The organism is Anaerotalea alkaliphila (assembly GCF_010179735.1).
Lineage (GTDB): Bacteria > Bacillota > Clostridia > Lachnospirales > Vallitaleaceae > Anaerotalea > Anaerotalea alkaliphila.
This window is the reverse complement of record NZ_JAAEEH010000026.1, coordinates 1-18,158: the sequence shown is the minus strand read 5'-3', so window position 1 is coordinate 18,158 and position 18,158 is coordinate 1. Positions and strand designations below refer to the sequence as shown.

Genomic DNA, 18,158 nt, shown 5'->3' with positions numbered 1-18,158 from the left:
CAAAGCTCTCTACCTCGTTTTCATTGGTTTTTGTCCTGCACGATTCCATTGAGAAGAAAGGCCTCTTCCCCGAACTGCGCTTTGTCCCAGGTGTGGTCCTGTTCCATCCGGGAAGCCGGAACCCAGAAGTAGGTGTCCAGCACCTGCCCCGGCAGGACATCGTCCGGATCGTTCCAGGTGGTGTCCACATGGTGGACCTTCCCCTCGGATAACACCATGTTCCATGCATGGTTCTCCAGCCCCTCCGCCGTGGAGGCCCGACCGGTGACGGAGAGCACCTGCAGTCCGGCCTTCTCCCCTAGGATCTTGAAGGCCGCCGCATAGCCCTCGCAGACAGCCACTCCCTCCACCAGGGCCCCATAGGCCGTGTATGCCTCATTGGGGAGGCTGTCGTTCTTGTAGTTTTCCAGGTCGTACCGTACGTTCAAGACGAGATGGTCATGGAGGGCCTTGGCCCTGGTCTGGTCGGACATGTAGGGCTTTACCAGCTCCTCCACCAGGCTTTCTGCGGCTTCCTCCACAGCCTGGTCCATCTCCCGCATCCGTTCTGCGGGATAGTCGTAGAAGACCCGGATGTTCCGGTCGTTGTAGCTGGTGTAGTCCACATAGTTCAAGTCGCAGTTGTGGGCCAGGACCAGACTGATGGTGTCCAGGAACTCCTCGGTCATGCCTCGGGGGGGGTTCACATCCTCTTCCCTCCCCGCCAGGATTTCCTTGACATAGGCATAGCGGTTGGCAGGGTCCTGCAGCTCCTCATAGGCGCTGCCGCTTTCCAGCCTCCCCAGATAGGCACCGTAGCGGGCCAGCAGAGGGCTGCTGTTCTCCTCCATCCCGAGATAGCCGGCCATTTTCATGCCGAACGCAAGGAACAGGAACAGGAGCAGGAGCTGCGGCAGGCACCCCTGCCTCTCCTTCCGTTCTCCCTTTTCAATTCCCACAATACCACCTCCAAATACCACCTTTTTATGCTATAATATACCAAGCCCCTGCCGAATGCAACGCAAACAGGCAAGCCAATAGAAAAGAAACGAGGATTCCCCAATGGAAAAGAAAACGACCGGAAACCCATCCGTCCAGGACGCCGTCCGCTTGACCGAATACAGCCACGGAGCAGGATGCGGATGCAAGATAGCCCCCTCCACCCTGGAGACCATCCTGGTCTCCTCCAGACCCTCCATTCCCTATCCCCAGCTGCTTGTGGGAAACAGCAGCAAGGACGACGCCGCGGCCTACGACCTGGGGAACGGGACTTCCGTCCTCAGCACCACCGATTTCTTCATGCCCATCGTGGACGACCCCTTCACTTTCGGAAGGATTGCAGCCACCAACGCAATCAGCGACATCTACGCCATGGGAGGGAATCCCCTGATGGCCATCGCCATCCTGGGCTGGCCCATCCAGAAGCTTCCGCCGGAAGTTGCCGGCCAAGTGGTGGACGGCGGCAGGTCCGTATGCGAAGCCGCAGGCATCCCCTTGGCGGGGGGCCATTCCATCGATTCCCCAGAACCCATCTTCGGCTTGGCGGTGACCGGCCTGGTGGAGAACAGCCGTCTCAAGCAGAACAACTCCGCCGTTCCCGGTTGCGACATCTTTTTGACAAAACCCTTGGGCATCGGCATCCTGACCACCGCCCAGAAGCGGAAGAAGATCGAACCCGGACACATCGAACCCGCCATCCAGGCCATGTGCACCCTGAACAGCATCGGTGCGGAAATCTCCCGGTTGGAGGGGGTGGAGGCACTGACGGATGTGACCGGCTTCGGCCTCCTGGGACACCTGGGGGAAATCTGCGAGGGCAGCGGCATCTCCTCCAGGATTTTCTACGACAAGGTGCCTTTCCTTCCGAACACCCGGAAGTACCTGGAGATGGGTTGCATTCCCGGCGGTACCCGGAACAACTTCAAGAGTTATGGCCACCATATCGGACCCATGACCGAGGAGCAGCAGGTCCTGCTCTGCGACGCCCAGACCTCCGGCGGCCTGCTGGCTGTGGTCCGCAAGGAGCATGTGCCCGCATTCCTCACCTGCACCAAGGCCCACGGTCTGGAACTGGAAGCCATCGGCGAGACCATGGAAGCCGGTGACGTGTGGATCGAAGTCGTCTAGCCTGGAAGGAGGGAAACGCCATGGAGACAACGAATGATTTCCATTCGATTGTTGTGCACAACACTCCCCTGATGGACGTCCGGGCGCCCGTGGAGTTCGAGAAGGGCGCCTTTCCGGGGGCGGTGAACCTGCCCCTGATGACCGACGAGGAACGGCATCTGGTGGGCATCTGCTACAAGGAAAAGGGCAGCGAGGAGGCCGTAAAGCTGGGGCACCAGCTGGTCCAGGGGGAGGTCCGGGAAAGCCGTGTGCGCGCTTGGACCAAACAGCTGGAGCTGCATCCGGACTCCCTCCTCTACTGCTTCCGGGGCGGCCTGCGCTCCCAAATCAGCCAAGGCTGGATCAAGGAAGCCACCGGCCGGGAAATCCCCCGGTTGGAGGGCGGCTACAAGGCCTTCAGGAACTACCTGATGGAGGAACTGGCACCCGAACGCCAGACTGCGGTTCCCGTCATCCTGGGAGGCTGCACCGGCTCCGGCAAGACCGTCCTGCTGAACCGGTACGCCTGGTCCGTGGACCTGGAGGGTCTGGCGCGGCACCGGGGTTCCGCTTTCGGCAAGCGGATCCAGCCCCAGCCAAGCACCATAGACTTCGAAAACGCCTTGGCCTATGCGCTGATCCGGCACCGGCACCAAGGGCACGCCCATCTGCTGCTGGAGGACGAAGGCCAACACATCGGCCGCTGCTATCTCCCCAAACCCCTCTACGAACATTTCCTTACCGGAAACCTGGTGGTGCTGGACGTGCCCCTGGAGAAAAGGGTGGAAAACATCCTGGGTGAGTACGTGGTCCTGTCCCAGGAGGAACACATCCTCCAGCAGGGACAGGAATCCGGCATGGCCCTCTGGAGGGGATACATCGAAAGCAGCATCGACCGGGCAAGAAAGCGTCTGGGCGGCGACCGGCACAAGCGGATCAAGGAGGCCTTCCTCTCCGCCTGCGCCCTCCAGGACACCACCGGTTCCTCCGCGGGACACAGCCGCTGGATCAGGATCCTGCTGGAGGAGTATTACGACCCCATGTACAACTACCAGTTGGAGAACACCCGCAGGAAGGTGGTCTTTCGTGGCGGTTGGGGGGAAGTCCAGGCATATTTGGACGGATTTGGGAAGTGAAATGCGGAAACGCAAAGACAGCGCGTGGAAATCCCATGCGCTGTCTTTGCGTTTCCCTACCTGGTCTCCTGGATCTTCACATGGACCTTCCGGTGCCGGGGGCCGTCGAACTCGCAGAAATACAGTCCCTGCCAGGTCCCCCGCAACAGATGGCCCCCATGGATGATCAAGGTCTGGGAAAATCCCATGAAGCTGGCCTTCAGATGGGCCGCCGAATTTCCTTCGAAATGCTTGTAGTTGTCCTCAAAGGGCACGATCTTGTTCAATTCCTTTACCATGTCCTTCTTCACATCCGGATCGGCATTCTCATTGATGGTGATGCCCGCAGTCGTGTGGGGCACAAAGACGATGCAGATCCCCTCCTGCACTCCCGACTCCTTCACCAGCGCATTCACTTCCACAGTGATGTCGGTCATCTCGATCTGATGTTTTGTAATGACTGGTATCTCCTTCAGCATAGGTCCATCTCCTTTTTCTCTTTTTTTGCGAGGACATTGAGCCAGAATTCCCTTTCCCTTCCGGGCCGTACATCCGTGCTCGTCCAGACCCTCTGCAGGGTCAGCCCTCCTGTTTCCCCAAGCACCTCATCCAAAGCACTTTCCTTCAAGTCCAGGAAATACCGCCCGTCCCGGATTCCTTCGAACTCCCCGTACTTGAACGACATGTACAGGATCCCCTGGTCCGCCAGGGCATCCCGCACCCTTGCCAGCACCTCCGTAAGTTCCGTCCTAGGCAAATGCAGTAGGGAAGCGCATGCCCAAACCCCCTGGTACGCCTCCTTCTCCCGAAGTTCCTGAAACCGCTTCTGGAGGACCGGCTGGCCCAGGCGCCCGCTGGCCAAGGCGCACATCCCGGCCGAGGCGTCCATGGCCACGACCGGATGCCCCTTGTCCTTGAAAAACCGGGCATCCCGCCCGGTGCCGCACCCGAAGTCCAAGATCCTGGCTTCTCTTGGCAGAAGGGACAAAAAAGCCTCCCGGATTTCCCCCATGTCCGCCTCTGCGGTGTCCTGGGCGAAACGCTCCTTGTTGACTTCATAGTACTGCAATGTTCGGTCCATAGCCCTCCTTCCCTTCCTCTTCCGACCTACTTCCATTGTAAATCATACCGGCAAGAAATGCCACCGCTTTCTGACCGAACCCCCTCCTGCCGTTTGCATGCGCCCCCTGGAAATGCTACAATGTACGCATACCCAAATGGATTTTCCGACCGGAAAGGATGGCTTTTCTATGGAAAGGAAATGGTGGCACAACGCAGTCGTATACCAGATTTACCCCCGCAGCTTCAAGGACACCAATGGCGACGGCATCGGGGACCTGCGGGGAGTGATCGAGAAATTGGACTATCTGCAGGCCTTGGGCGTCGATGTGGTCTGGATGAGTCCGGTCTACCGCTCCCCCATGGACGACAACGGCTACGACATCTCCGACTATCGGGACATCGCACCCGAGTTCGGCACCATGGCGGATTTCGACGAGATGGTTGCGGAAGCGGACAAGCGGGGAATCAAGATTGTAATGGACCTTGTCGTGAACCACACCAGCGACGAGCACGCCTGGTTCCTGGAATCCCGGGCAAGCAAGGACAATCCCAAAAGGGACTGGTACATATGGAAAGAGCCTATGGCGGACGGCAGCCCGCCGAACAACTGGAACTCCTGGTTCACCAGGAGCGCCTGGGAAATGGATCCGGCAACGGGAGAATGCTACCTGCACCTCTTCAGCAGGAAACAGCCGGACCTGAACTGGGAAAACCCCGCAGTACGGGACGCCGTTTACGGCATGATGGAGTTCTGGCTGGAGAAGGGGATCTGCGGGTTCCGGATGGATGTGATCAACCTCATCGGCAAACCCCAGGATTTTCCCGACGGGGCCTTGGAGGGGATTGGTGTCATGGGTATCGACCATTTCGCCAACCACTCCTCCACCCACATGTTCCTCCGGGAGATGAACCTCCGGGTCCTGAGCCGCTACGACATCCTGACCGTGGGCGAGACCCCCAATGTGACCACCTACGAGGGCAAGCTCTATTCCCATCCCGGACGCAAGGAACTGGGCATGGTTTTCCAGTTCGAGCACATGGATGTGGACAGGCCCGGAAGCCTTTCCCCCAAGCTTCCCCTGGACCTCCCCAAGCTCAAGGAAATCATGTCCCGATGGCAGGAAGACCTTTTCGGGCAAGGCTGGAACAGCCTCTACTGGTCCAACCACGACCAGCCCCGGGCCGTTTCCCGCTACGGCGACGACGGCGCCTACCGGGTGGAAAGTGCCAAAATGCTGGGCACGACCCTTCATTTCATGCAGGGGACCCCCTACATCTACCAGGGCGAAGAGCTGGGCATGACCAACACCTACTACGGTTGCATCGGAGACTACAACGACCTGTACGACCACCACCGCTACGAAATCCTAACCAGCGACCAGGGCATGGGCGACGAGGAAGCCCTGGACATCATCCGGCCCTTCTCCAGGGACAACGCCAGGGCGCCCATGCATTGGAACGGCGGTGCCAATGGAGGGTTCACCACAGGCACCCCCTGGCTCAAAATGAACGAAAACCACAAGACGGTCAATGCGGAAGCCGCCCTGGAAGATCCGGACTCCGTCTTCCACCACTACAGGAAGCTGGTCGCCCTGCGGAAGGACAGCCCCTACTCGAACGTCATCGTCTATGGAGGACACCGGCTGCTGCTGCCGGAGGATCCGGATGCCTACTGCTACAAGCGCTCCGACGGCAAAAAGACCCTGCTGGTGGTTTCCAACTTCACCGGCCGTACGCTGGAAAGGCGCTTCGACGACATCCCTGTGGGCATCGTCATCAGCAACTACAAGGATTCCTCCACAGGCCTGAAGCCGCTTGCCCTGCGGCCCTATGAATCGGTGGTCTACGAAGTCCTTTGAACGGGCAGGAAAGGGGCGGCTGCACTCCCGCATCGGTTGTGCAGCCGCCCCTTTCCTGCCTTCTCCAGTTCTTCAACCCAATGCCACGTCCAGGACCATCATGACGGTGAACCCCAGCATCGCACCAATGGTCGCCACATCCGTCTTGGATCCGCCCTCTTCCCTTTGGGCCTCCGGAATCAGTTCCTCCACGACCACATAAATCATGGCGCCCGCCGCGAAGGCCAGTGCGTAGGGCAGGATGGGCCTAACCGTTAGGACCGCAAATGCCCCCAGCACTCCCGCAACGGGCTCCACAATGCCCGAGGCCTGGCCGAACAGGAAGGCTTTCCTACGGGTGAACCCTTCCCTTCGCAGGGGGACGGACACCGCCGCCCCTTCGGGAAAATTCTGCAATCCGATGCCGATGGCAAGGGCGACCGCAGAGGCCACAGTCGCACCAGACGCCGAACCCGCCGCCGCGGCGCCGAACGCCACGCCAACCGCCAATCCCTCGGGGATGTTGTGGAGGGTGATGGCCAGGACAAGCAGTACGCTCCTCTGCCAATGGGTCTTGATGCCCTCCGCCTGGTTCCTGGCCAATCCCATGTGCAGGTGGGGCAACAGCTTGTCCACCAGAAAAAGGAATGCGCCTCCCGCCACGAAGCCTACAGCTGCGGTCAGCCAAGCGGTCTGGTCCAGCTCTTCCGCCATGGCGATCCCCGGCGCCAACAGGGACCAGAAACTGGCGGCTATCATGACGCCGGCGGCGAACCCCAGCATCCCGTTCAACACGGTCTTGTTGATGCTCTTGAAGAAGAATACCATGGCCGCCCCCAAGGCCGTGAGGGCCCAGGTGAACAAAGTGCCCAGCAGCGCCTGCTGCACCGGTGTCCATTGGCCAACCCAGTCCATCATCCCTGCCACCCGCCTTCCTTAGGAATCACCATACCAGATGTTTCCTTCCTATTTCCTTCACTTTTTCCACCCTGACCGCATACTTCTCCACATCCGCCAGGAAGGCCGTGGCCATCCAGACCTTGACGATTTCCGCGGCGATGGCGGATCCGATGATCTTTCCCCCAATGCAGAGCACATTCGTATCGGAATGGGACCGTGCCAGCTGGGCACAAAAAGGGTCCTGGCACACGGCGGCATAGACCCCCGGCACCTTGTTCGCAATCATGGCGCTGCCGTAGCCGACCCCGTCGACGAAGATTCCCCGTTCCACTTCCTGCCTCCCCACTGCAAGCGCGGCAGGATAGATGTAGTCCGGCAAGTCGCAGGACGCCTCCGAATCCGTCCCGAAGTCCACAACCTCATGCCCCTCCTTCTGCAACAGGGCCTTGATTTCCTCTTTCAAACCGAACCCCGCATGGTCACAAGCCATCGCTATCTTCATGGCACTTCCTCCTTTCGATCATACCTCCATCATACGCCCATCACCGTTGCATTTCAAGCGGTTTGCGCCGGGAAAGGAAAAAGCCGGGACCCATTTCGAGTCCCGGTTTTTCCTGTTTCGTCCGTTTCCTTTGTTGTTCAATACGTCGTCTTGTCGTCCGTGAATTCGTCGTCCAGCACGATTTCCCCAGGTGCTGTCTCCCTGAGCTTCCGTTCATGCAAGATCTGGTGGATTTCCTTCATGCGGGTGCCGTCCAGTTCATAGAATTTCATGGCGATCAGGGATGCCAGCCAGCCGAAGACAGGCATGCCTATGAAGAAGAGCATGGCCATCCAGAACAGAGGTTCCGAGGAGGGGGTGTCCACGGTGGGAAGGGTTTCCCTGAACCCGATGAAGGCAAGCATGAAGCCGATCAGGGCCGTCGCCAGGGAAGAGATCAGCTTGTCCACGAAGGAGAAGATGGTCCCCATCATGCCGGGGATGTAGCGTCCCGTCCTGAAGGTCTCATAATCCGAGGTGTCCGCAATCATGGGGATGACGATGTTCCCTCCCACCGCCGCCACACCGCCCAACAGGGAGAGGATGGCCAGATAGAGGACAGTCTGCCCGTTCAGGGGCGTGATGGAGATGGTCTTCAGGTCGATGATGCGCATGAACGCCAGCAGGCCAACCGAGAGTCCAACGCAGATCCATGTGGCCAGAACATACGCCTTCTTGATCCCTGTCCTTCTGGCCAGCGCGATTCCGACGAAGGTGATGAGGATGGTGGGGATTGCGGTGATCAGCATAAGCTTGCCCGAAAGCGCGTAGTTCCCCATCAACACGCCGTAGACGATGACCGTTGTGACGGCGTTGCTCTTTGTCTGGTTGGCCAACTTGTCCGTGGCGGCCGAAACGATCAACATCTGCAGGGGCCTGTTTCCCTTGATGATGGGCAAGTAGTCCCTGAACCTGGTCTTCACGACCTCCCCGGCGCCCCAGTTCTCCTTAACATCCTTTTTCCAGATGGAGATGACGGCAAGGACGGTGAATATCGCCGACAGGACCATCCCCATCATCAGGAACTCCTTGAAGAAATCCATGGTGAATCCGCCGTGCTTGGGCACCAGATAGGAAGCCACCAGCATCTGTCCGCCGATGAAGAGGGCCGTGTTGTAGATGGCGTCGAAGAGGGTGAACAACGGCCTTTGTTTCGGGTCATTGGTCAGGACCGTCTGCGCGGCCTTCGTGCATGCGGTCTGGAAGGTGTAGCCGATGATGTAGAGGCCGTAGATTCCGACGAAATAAAGGAGACGGATGCTTTCCGGCACCAGGTGGGTAGTGGCGAAAAGGATGACTGTCATCACGGCCAGGATGATGTTTCCCATAAGCATGAACGGCCGGAACTTGCCGATCCTGGATTCCGTTTTGTCGATCCAGAAGCCGATGATGGGATCCGTGAATCCATCCCAGATGCGCATGAAGGTGAGGATCGATCCCACGGTCGCCACCATTAGACCCGCAATCCCCGTGGCGTAGTACATGACGAACATGAGCATGAACATGTAAAGGTTTGTTGCCGTGTTGTTCAATGCGAAGAAGCCCATCTGCCATGTCTTGGCGCTTTTGTAGACTACCTCCTGTTGTGCTGTTGTGTTGTTCATTTTTTCCCTCCATTGACTCTTTTTATTGTGCTTGTGAGCCAATTATACCCAATAGCCGCAGGAAGAGGTATGAACATATTACATTTTATAGCATTGGTTTCAATGCCGGTTGTCGGTTTTGTACAGGAGATTCCTGGAAAAGCTTTCTGAGCAGTGCAATCTCCCCCGCATATCCCGCAACCTCGTTGGGCGTCTCCAGATAGAAGGGCAATCCCCGCAGTCTGGGGTGGTTTATGATGCGGGCAATGGCGTCAAGCCCCAGGCTACCTTCCCCGATCTTCTCGTGCCGGTCCTTATGGCTCCCTAAAGGGTTCTTGCTATCGTTCAGGTGGATGGCCTTTAGCCTGTCCAGCCCCAGGATCCTGTCGAAATCTTCCAATACGCCGTCCAGGTCGTTCACGATGTCGTAGCCCGCATCGTATACATGGCAGGTGTCCAAGCAGATTCCCATCCTCTCCTTGTGTTCCACCTGGTCCAGGATGGCTTTCAGCTCCTCGAAGCTTCTCCCCACCTCACTTCCCTTCCCTGCCATGGTTTCCAGCAGGACAAGGTTTTCCTGCTCCGGCTGCAGGACTTGGTTGAGCTGGGCGGCAATCATACCGATTCCCGCCTCCACCCCCTGCCCCACATGGCTGCCTGGATGGAAATTATAGAAGGCCCCCGGGAGGTGCGCGAGGCGCCGCAGGTCATCCCGCATGGTTACCAGCGCGAATTCCCGGACCTTCTCCTCCGCGGAGCAGGGGTTCAGGGTATAGGGGGCATGGCCCAGGATAGGGGCGAACCTGTTCTCCTCCAGCAGCTGCAGAAATGCCGCCACATCCCTTTCCTCCATGGCCTTGGCCGCGCCTCCCCTTGGATTCCTTGTGAAAAACTGCAGGGTGTCTGCTCCGATGGCCAGGGCTTCCTTCCCCATGGCCAGAAACCCCTTCGCCACCGAAAGATGGCTTCCTATGTGCAACATCCGTTTCCTCCTAGCCTTTGATCACCAGTATCGGCCGCAATTTGGCCACTTTCTTCGCGATGCCCGCTGCCTCCACCACATCCACCACCGCATCCACATCCTTGTAGGCCATGGGCGCCTCTTCCGCAAGACCCGCCATGGAGCCGCTGTACACCTGGATTCCCTGCTGGTGCAGGTCGTCCCTGACCCGCTCTCCCCGGACCGCCCTCTTGGCGGCATGGCGGGACATCTGCCTCCCCGCTCCGTGGCAACAGGAACCGAAGGCCAATTCCATGCTGGACTCGGTTCCCGCCAGCACATAAGACGCGGTTCCCATGCTTCCCGGAATGATGACCGGCTGTCCGAAATTCCTGTAGCGGGGAGTTACCTCCGGATGGCCCGGACCAAAGGCCCGGGTGGCCCCTTTGCGGTGGACGGCCATCTTCCGCCGGACCCCGTCCTCTCCCCTGTGCTCCTCCACCTTGGCGATGTTGTGGGCGACGTCGTAGAGGAGGGACAGGTGCCCTCCCTGGTCTCCCAGGACCTCGTGCCAGGTCTTCCGTATGAAAAAGGTGATGGCCTGCCGGTTGGCCCAGGCAAAGTTGGCGGCTGCGGCCATGGCACCTGCATACTCCTTCCCTTCCGGGGAGGTCAGGGGGGCGCATGCCAGTTCCCTGTCCGGAACGGTGATGCCGTATTTCCTCATTGCCCCCAGCAGGACCTTGATATGGTCTGTCGCCACTTGATGCCCCAGTCCCCGGGAACCCGTATGGATTTGGATGACCACCTGCCCCTCGAACAGACCGAAAGCGCTGGCGGTCTCTTGGTCATAGATGTGGGTGATCCGGTCGATCTCCACAAAGTGGTTGCCCGCCCCCAGGGTCCCCAGCTGGTCTATTCCCCTCCCCTTGGCATGGGACGATACCGCGGAGGGGTCCCCGTTCTCAAGGCATCCCCTGGACTCGATGCAGTCGATGTCCTCCTCGCCCCCGTACCCCATGTCCGCCAGCCAGGGAACGCCTTTTTCCAGAACCTTGTCCAAATGCTCCTTGCTGAGCTTGATGAAGCCTGACTTGCCCACGCCGGAGGGGACGGCCATGTACAGCCTTTCTCCCAGGCGCCGGAGATGGGGCTGCAGCTCCTGGTGGGACAGTTCCGTCTTCAACAGCCGCACCCCGCAGTTGATGTCGTACCCGATTCCGCCGGGGGAGATGACCCCGTCCGGCCAGGCCGCCGCAGCAACCCCTCCGATGGGGAATCCGTAGCCTTCATGCACATCCGGCATCACATAGGCCGCCTTCTGCATCCCCGGCAGGGCGGACACGTTGACCAGTTGTTCCAGGGACCTGTCTTTCACAATCTCTTCCAGCATCTCCTTGGAGGCGAAAATGCGGCAGGGGATCCGCATGTCCTCCCGGTATCCAGCCGGAATCTCCCAAAGATAGGGGTGGATCCTGCGCAAATCTCTCAAATCCATCATATGTCGAACACAATTACCGTACGGTAATCTCCTTCCCCGGTCAGCTTCACTTCGGCTTCATGGTAGGTCACCGCCTTCACCTCCTCGTCGAACCCGTCGACCCTCTTGCCGTGCAGGGTGGCATAAAGCGACCGGCCATCCAGGGTGGAGAACTCTACCTGGAAGAAGACGGCCCGTCGGATGGAGGACAAGGCCAGCACCTCCGACAGGAAATCCACCAGCAAAGCCGTCTCATCCACCGCCTCCAGTTCGACCCGCGCCTCCTCCTCCGGCTGCCGGGGCAGGGTGCCGGAATCCTTCCGCAGGATTCCGTTCAACCCCTCCAACGCGGCGCTAAACAGGGATGGCAGTTCGCTGCCTTCCACCAGCATGCGCACATCCGCCGTATGCTCCAAATAGCGGTACCGCTGCATCCGATCCCTCCTTTCCCTTTTCCTCCATCATACGCCCTTCCCCTTCTCCTGGCAAGCGCCGGCCGATGGAATGATGCCTGGGGACGGTTCCTCTGCCTCATTCCGGAATTAAAAAAAGGCCTATCGGCCTTTTCTCAAACCAGTACGAACCGCAGGAGCAGCGGTACGGTTGCGATGGAGAACAGGGTGGACATGGAAACCACCACGGCGGAGTACTCCTTCTCCGTCTTGTACTCCTCCGCCAGGATGCTTGTCATGGCCCCGGCGGGCATGGCGATCATGAGCAGATAGGTCCTGACCATGACCGAAAGGTCCCCCAGCAGGAGGAATACGACGTACCAGAGGAAGGGCAGCACCAGAAGCTTCAGGACGGAGCCGAAATACACGCTCCTGTCCCTGACGGCTCCCCGCAGGTTGGCGTCGGCCAGCAGGCCCCCGATCAGCAGCATGGACAGGGGGGTGGTGGTGTTGCCGATTGTCTTCATGGAAACCAAAAGCACCTCCGGAATCCGGACTCCCAGCAACATCAGGACGATGCCCAACACCGATGCGATGATGCCCGGACTCCTGAGCACCTTCGCAAACCCCTTCACATCCCTCTCCCCGGAAAAAAGGGCGACCCCGTAGGACCACACGAAGATGTTGTAGACCATGTTGAAGATGGAGGCGAAGATGATCCCCTCATTCCCATAAACGCTGTAGGCTACAGGAAACCCCATGAAGCCGCAGTTGGAGAACACCAGGGAGAACTGCCAGACCCCTCCCTTGCCCTTCTCCATACCCTTCAGGAGAAGCTTGGCAAGAAGGGGTTTTGTAGCGAACACCAGCAGGGCGTACAGGAAAGCCTTCCCCAACACCCCTTCCAGCGCGTTTCCGTCATCCATGGAAAAGGAAGTTACAATCAGCAGGGGGACGGCGATTTCCACCAACAGCTTCGTGATGCCTCCCATCATTTCCTCGCCGATGATCTCCCTTTTCCTTCCATAGAAGCCGACACCGATCATCAGCGCCAGCGCCAGGATTTGTGTTGTCAATGCATTCATACCCTTGCCCGCCTCAATATTCCGTATCCAGGAACCCGTCGAATTCCTTCTGCACCGCCTCTGAAGGTTCCCCAGTCAACAGGCTCACCACCACGATGAAAAGCACCGAAACCAGGAACGCGGGGAGGATCTCATACAGGTTGATCGTGGACTTCACGAAGTTCCTCCAGACCAGGACCATGATGCCCCCGGAGAGGATGCCCGCCAAAGCCCCCTGCCAGTTCATCCGCTTCCAGTACAGGGAGATCAGGATGGCGGGGCCGAAGGCCGCCCCGAAGCCTGCCCATGCATAGGCCACCAGGTCGAACACGGAGCTGTCCGGATTGCTGGCCAACCCCACGGCAACCACCGCCACCGCCAGCACGCTGAACCTGCTGATCCATACCAGGTGGTCGTCGGTGATCCTGGACTTGAAGATGTTCCTGCAGATGTCCTCGGAGATGGCGGAGGAGGTGACCAGCAGCTGGGAGTCCGCAGTGCTCATGATGGCGGACAGGATGGCTGTCAGCAGCAGTCCTGCGACGATGGCCAGGCCGGGACCGGTCAGCAGGTTCTGGACCATATAAATGAAGATCCTCTCGCCGTCCAACTGCTCCAGGACCTCCGAAGAGACCCTGGTGGACATGTACGCCTTCCCGATGACGCCCAGCAGGGTGGACGCAGCCAGGGTGGTCACCACCCAGACCGTGGCAATCCTTCTGGCCGGCTTGATGTCGTCGGAATGCCTGATTCCCATGAATCTGGCCAAAATGTGTGGCTGGCCGAAATATCCCAGGCCCCAGGCGGCGATGGAGACGATGGATAGGATTCCCATGCTTCCCATCCCCAGCCATTCCCCCAGCCCGAAACCGTCCGGCAGGGACGCCAGATTGGCCGCCAGGTCGAACGTATCGGAAGCTCCTCCCAGATTCACCACCGCCAGAACCGGCAGGATCAAGATGGCGAAGAACATGACGCTTCCCTGGATCAGGTCTGTCCAGCAGACAGCAAGGAATCCTCCCAGGAAGGTGTAGGAAACGATGACCACCGCTCCCACGACCAGCGCCACTTCGTAATCCATCCCAAATACGGCAGTGAACAGCTTGGCACCTGCGGAAAACTGCGCCGCCGTGTAGATCAGGAAGAAGATGACGATGAACACCGCCGAAATCATTTTGATCAGATGGGTCCTGTCCTGGAAGCGGTTCTCCAGATAGGTGGGGATGGTGATGGCGTTGCCGGCATGCTCCGAATACTTCCGGAGCCTCTTTGCAAGGAGCAGCCAGTTCAGGTAGGTCCCTAAGGCCAGACCGGCAGCGGTCCAGACCGCCTCCGCCATGCCGTAGTTCTTCGTCAGCAGGAACGCGGTTCCCGGAAGTCCCATCAGCAGCCAGCCGCTCATGTCGGAAGCCTGGGCGCTCATGGAGGTGACCCAGACGTTCAGGTTCCGACCTCCCAGGAAATAGTCCGTTTGGCTTTTGCTGTTCTTGAAAAAGTGAACGCCGATTCCCAGCAGGAAAATCAGATATAGGCCGAGCACAATCGCATGAATCATTACATCTGTCATCATTCCACTCCTCGTGTAGTATTTTCGCTTGTCCCCCTCTCCGGCATCCGCCGTGAAAACAAGCCTCCTTTGACATTATAATCGATTCACCCGGATTAGTATATTGGTTTTTCCTACAAAATATCCCCGTCTCCCCTTCCCATATCCACCACATAGCCGGCGGAATTGATCCTCCGCTCGATGCAGGCCCTGCAATGGGCGGCTTCGTCCCCCGTGCAGATTTTACCGTCGTAGAGAAGGTATTTGTCCCTGACCCGGGTGGGGGACAGGTTGGGCATGACCACATTAGCTCCGGCCTGCAACCCCTGTTCCCTGCCCTTCGGATCGATGGAACCCAGGGCGGTGGTGGCCGGAAGGAGCACCTTGGGCAGCAGCAGCCGCAGGATGGACAACAGCCTGCAGGTCATTTCGGCAGTTCCTGCCGGGGCGTCCTTCAGGGGGGTGTCCTGCTGGGGCATGAAGGGGCCGATTCCCACCATGTGGGGCTGCAGCTCCTTCAGGAAGAGCAGGTCCTCCACATGGTCCGCCACAGTCTGTCCGGGAAGCCCCACCATGAAGCCCGCCCCCACCTGGAAGCCGATTTCCTTCAGGTCCTGCAGGCAGCGCAGGCGGTTCTCGTAGGACATCCCCGGATGCAACTGTTCGTACAGCTCCCTGGAATGGGTCTCATGCCGCAGGAGGTAGCGGTCCGCTCCCGCCTGGTAGTACCGCTCATAGCTCTCCCGTTCCTTTTCCCCGACGGACAGGGTGACGGCGCATTCCGGATCCCTCTCCTTGATGGCCCGGACCATTTCCACAATCCGTTCGTCCGTATAGTAGGGATCCTCCCCACCCTGCAGCACATAGGTCCTGTACCCCAGGCGCTTGCCTTCGTCCACGCAAGACAGGATGTCCTCCAGGTCCAGCCGGTACCGGTCGGCCTCCTGGTTGGACCTCCTGATGCCGCAATACAGGCAATCCTGCACACAGATGTTCGAAAATTCGATCAGTCCCCGCAGGTACACCTTGTCCCCCACACAGGATTTCCTGACCCGGTCTGCAGCAACCCGCAGGTGCTCCGCCTCCTCCGGGGACAAGTCCCCCAGCAGCAGCAGCAATTCTTCCCGTCTGGCCTCCTGGGCAAGGACCAAACGCTCCACAATCTCTTCCACCATCTTTCGCACCATCTTCCATCCTCCTGTCACATCCATAATAGGTTCTTTTTACATATTAATTAATTATATATGTTTTGTCAAGTATATCTTTGAATTTCGCAGCCTCGTTGGCTCCCCTGCCGTGGGTAAAAACAAAAAGGACTGCGGAATCCAACTCCGCAGTCCCCCCCTCAGTACCCGATCTTAAGATACTCATAGACGTTGTGCCGTTTCCCGTTCACGATAACCTCCATGCTGCCCTTGCAACGGATTTCCAGAAACTCACCGACCATAACCTCCACTTCCTTGCCCCGGTAGTTCAGCTTGAAGGAGAACCGCTCCCATTCCTTTGGCTTGCCAGGGTGCAGATGGAGTCCGTCCTCCTTGATCCGGACGCCCCCGAAGCCGTACACCACGCTCATGTACACCCCTCCGGCATTGGCCATGTGCAGCCCGTCCACAGTGTTGTGGCACAAGTCGTCCAAATCCAGCTGGATGCTCTTCCGGAAGAAATCATAGGCCTTCTGCAGGTCTCCAATCCTGGAGGCCAGCATGCTGTGGACGCAATCGGTCATGCTGGAATCGTGGGTCGTATACTTTTCATAGTATTCGAAGGAATTCCGCATGACCTCGTCGCTCTCGTTGTCCAGCAGCAGGTGGGCCAGGACGGTGTCTGGCCGTTTCAGGACCTTGTGCCTGTAGACGGTCAGGGGATGGTAGTGCAGCAGGAGAGGATAATCTCCCAGCGCTCCCCGTCGGCCTCCCTCAGGATACCCGCCAGCTTCGCCGTCCAATGCAGGTGGTACTGGGCCATGGCGTTTGTGAAATAGTTGTTGTCCACCAGGGCAGTGTATTCGTCCGGACCGGTCACCGCATCAATCCGGAACTTGCCGTCGGATGCGCCGAAATGTCCGGTCTCCATCCAAAGCCTGGCCGTCTCCAGAACCACCTCGTAACCGGTCTGTAAAAGGAATTCCACATCCCCCTGATGGAGATGGTGCTGGATGTGGGCGTAGGCCACATCTGCGTTGATATGGTACTGGGCCTGCCCTGCGGGAAAACAGGTGGAGCACTCGCTGCCGGAAATGGTCCTCCAAGGGATTTTGGCCCCCTTGGCATGTCCCAGCAGACGGGCCTCTTCCTTGGCGGCATCCAGGCCGGTATGCCTGAAGGCCAGCAGATTCCTCGCCACATCCGGCTTGACCAGGGTGAACACCGGAAGAGCGAAGATTTCCGTATCCCAGGAATACTGCCCCCCATTCCCTTCCCCGGTGAGTCCTTTGGCGGGGAGGCTGCTGTGGGGATCCTTTCCCGCAGAGGACAGCAGCTGGTAGGTGCTGAAGGCCACCGCTTCCTGGGCATCGGGGTTTCCATCTATCCTCACCGCCGCATGGCGCCAAAAATCCGCCAGATATGCCTCCTGGGCCTGGTGCCAATGACCGCTTCCCCTGGACAGGGCTTCCTCTAGAATCTCCAGGGCAGCGGCCACCGGCTCGGGATGCCGCAGGCTGTCCGCATAGGCCACATATTTGCTGAAACGGAAGCTTTCCCCCTGCCCTAGCACAATTCGGTGGATTCCCTCCACCGCCTGCTCCCCGACCCGATAGGACATGGGCACATCATGGGCCATGGCGGCCGCCATGGACAGCCCCGCCCGTTCCACATCCGCACGGATGACCGCTTTTTTGTCCTCCACCCGAACCTCCCGCACATGCAGAAGCTTGGCTTGGCCTGAAGAGGCCCCGGGGTGGTTTTGCACATCCCCATCCAAAGTGGATTCGATCTGGATTTCCACCTTGTCGTCGACAGACCTGATGCTGTAGTCGATGAGGAAAAGTTCCTTCTGTACAAAGGAGGTCATCCGATGGATGAGGAATTCCATCTCATGTCCCTTGGGGGAACGCCAGCGGACACTTCTGACCGCCACCCCTTTTTCCAGATCCAGTTCCCGGTCCACCTCCAGTATCCTGCCCTGGTCCAGGGAAAAAAGGTCGCCGTCCACCTTGATCCGGATTGTCTGTCCGTCCACAACGTTCAGCATCTTTTGGGCCGTCTGCGGAAAGCCACAGACAGGTTCCCCATGGGCCAGGTCCACCACTTCGTGGAAGGCGTTGATGTAGGTGCCGCGGATCGTTTCGTCCCCCATGCCATAGCCTTCTTCAAAATTCCCCCGTATGCCGATGTAGCCGTTGGCCGTGGAGAGCAGGCTCTCCTGGACCAAAAGCGTCTGGTTGTCCGTACTTGCCTGAAATTTCATACGCATACCTCCAAACCTTCAAACCCTGTTCCAGTCAAAAGGGGACCGTACGACCGTACAGTCCCCTCCAAGCTTATTTCACGGCACCCGCAACCATGCCCTTGATGATGTGCTTCTGGGCGAACAGGAACCCCACCACGATGGGGGCCGCCGCCATGAGCACCGCCGTCATGATCAGGTCCCACTTCTTCACGAAGGAGC

The 18,158-nt window shown here is 58.9% G+C and carries 17 protein-coding genes; 3 read left to right on the top strand and 14 right to left on the bottom strand.

Annotation, left to right across the window (positions count from 1 at the left end; genetic code table 11):
* Nucleotides 1-20: 20 nt before the first annotated feature.
* Nucleotides 21-938 (bottom strand): transglutaminase domain-containing protein, encoded by a 918-nt coding sequence (locus tag GXN74_RS14860; RefSeq protein ID WP_162370758.1) that lies wholly within the window; start codon nucleotides 936-938, stop codon nucleotides 21-23.
* Nucleotides 939-1,041: 103 nt separating this feature from the next.
* Between GXN74_RS14860 and selD the strand changes: the two genes are divergently transcribed.
* Together selD and mnmH are read left to right on the top strand one after the other, a co-directional pair.
* A complete protein-coding gene (gene selD, locus GXN74_RS09810) occupies nucleotides 1,042-2,106 on the top strand; it encodes a selenide, water dikinase SelD (protein ID WP_162370757.1) in 1,065 nt (354 codons plus the stop codon).
* Between the two features lie 20 nt (nucleotides 2,107-2,126).
* Nucleotides 2,127-3,221 carry a tRNA 2-selenouridine(34) synthase MnmH gene (gene mnmH / locus GXN74_RS09805; RefSeq protein WP_162370756.1) on the top strand — a complete coding sequence of 365 codons (1,095 nt, stop codon included), beginning with the start codon at nucleotides 2,127-2,129 and terminating at the stop codon, nucleotides 3,219-3,221.
* Nucleotides 3,222-3,277: 56 nt separating this feature from the next.
* Here the strand turns inward: mnmH and GXN74_RS09800 are convergent, their stop codons facing one another.
* Both GXN74_RS09800 and GXN74_RS09795 read right to left on the bottom strand, forming a co-directional pair.
* Entirely contained in the window at nucleotides 3,278-3,679 is a 402-nt protein-coding gene (locus GXN74_RS09800) for a secondary thiamine-phosphate synthase enzyme YjbQ (protein WP_162370755.1), read from the bottom strand.
* Nucleotides 3,673-4,281 (bottom strand): class I SAM-dependent methyltransferase, encoded by a 609-nt coding sequence (locus GXN74_RS09795; protein WP_162370754.1) that lies wholly within the window; start codon nucleotides 4,279-4,281, stop codon nucleotides 3,673-3,675. The genes GXN74_RS09800 and GXN74_RS09795 overlap by 7 nt, the downstream gene beginning before the upstream one ends.
* A gap of 169 nt (nucleotides 4,282-4,450) precedes the next feature.
* Here GXN74_RS09795 and GXN74_RS09790 point away from each other — a divergent pair, with 169 nt between their 5' ends.
* Complete coding sequence (locus tag GXN74_RS09790; protein ID WP_162370753.1) at nucleotides 4,451-6,121, top strand: glycoside hydrolase family 13 protein; 1,671 nt, start codon at nucleotides 4,451-4,453, stop codon at nucleotides 6,119-6,121.
* Nucleotides 6,122-6,193: 72 nt separating this feature from the next.
* On the opposite strand, the gene GXN74_RS09785 is transcribed toward GXN74_RS09790, so the two are convergent.
* From GXN74_RS09785 to GXN74_RS09735, 11 genes are all read right to left on the bottom strand, one after another.
* A complete protein-coding gene (locus tag GXN74_RS09785; protein ID WP_246208669.1) occupies nucleotides 6,194-7,015 on the bottom strand; it encodes a ZIP family metal transporter in 822 nt (273 codons plus the stop codon).
* Between the two features lie 28 nt (nucleotides 7,016-7,043).
* Complete coding sequence (locus tag GXN74_RS09780) at nucleotides 7,044-7,502, bottom strand: RpiB/LacA/LacB family sugar-phosphate isomerase (protein ID WP_162370751.1); 459 nt, start codon at nucleotides 7,500-7,502, stop codon at nucleotides 7,044-7,046.
* 137 nt (nucleotides 7,503-7,639) lie between these two features.
* Nucleotides 7,640-9,145, bottom strand: a complete 1,506-nt coding sequence (locus GXN74_RS09775) for an MFS transporter (RefSeq protein WP_162370750.1) — start codon at nucleotides 9,143-9,145, stop codon at nucleotides 7,640-7,642.
* An 85-nt stretch (nucleotides 9,146-9,230) separates the two neighbouring features.
* A complete protein-coding gene (locus tag GXN74_RS09770; RefSeq protein WP_162370749.1) occupies nucleotides 9,231-10,106 on the bottom strand; it encodes a deoxyribonuclease IV in 876 nt (291 codons plus the stop codon).
* Nucleotides 10,107-10,116: 10 nt separating this feature from the next.
* Nucleotides 10,117-11,565 (bottom strand): RtcB family protein, encoded by a 1,449-nt coding sequence (locus tag GXN74_RS09765; protein ID WP_246208666.1) that lies wholly within the window; start codon nucleotides 11,563-11,565, stop codon nucleotides 10,117-10,119.
* Nucleotides 11,562-11,978: an archease gene (locus GXN74_RS09760; protein WP_162370748.1), complete on the bottom strand. Its 417-nt coding sequence runs from the start codon at nucleotides 11,976-11,978 to the stop codon at nucleotides 11,562-11,564. The genes GXN74_RS09765 and GXN74_RS09760 overlap by 4 nt, the downstream gene beginning before the upstream one ends.
* 134 nt (nucleotides 11,979-12,112) lie before the next feature.
* Nucleotides 12,113-13,021, bottom strand: a complete 909-nt coding sequence (locus GXN74_RS09755) for an AEC family transporter (protein ID WP_162370747.1) — start codon at nucleotides 13,019-13,021, stop codon at nucleotides 12,113-12,115.
* Between the two features lie 13 nt (nucleotides 13,022-13,034).
* Nucleotides 13,035-14,570, bottom strand: a complete 1,536-nt coding sequence (gene putP, locus GXN74_RS09750; RefSeq protein ID WP_162370746.1) for a sodium/proline symporter PutP — start codon at nucleotides 14,568-14,570, stop codon at nucleotides 13,035-13,037.
* A gap of 110 nt (nucleotides 14,571-14,680) precedes the next feature.
* Entirely contained in the window at nucleotides 14,681-15,730 is a 1,050-nt protein-coding gene (gene hydE, locus GXN74_RS09745; protein ID WP_425481847.1) for a [FeFe] hydrogenase H-cluster radical SAM maturase HydE, read from the bottom strand.
* A gap of 161 nt (nucleotides 15,731-15,891) precedes the next feature.
* Complete coding sequence (locus tag GXN74_RS09740) at nucleotides 15,892-16,494, bottom strand: glycosyl hydrolase family 65 domain-containing protein (RefSeq protein ID WP_162370745.1); 603 nt, start codon at nucleotides 16,492-16,494, stop codon at nucleotides 15,892-15,894.
* Nucleotides 16,407-17,957, bottom strand: a complete 1,551-nt coding sequence (locus GXN74_RS09735) for a glycoside hydrolase family 65 protein (protein ID WP_162370744.1) — start codon at nucleotides 17,955-17,957, stop codon at nucleotides 16,407-16,409. The genes GXN74_RS09740 and GXN74_RS09735 overlap by 88 nt, the downstream gene beginning before the upstream one ends.
* Nucleotides 17,958-18,158 lie beyond the last annotated feature (201 nt).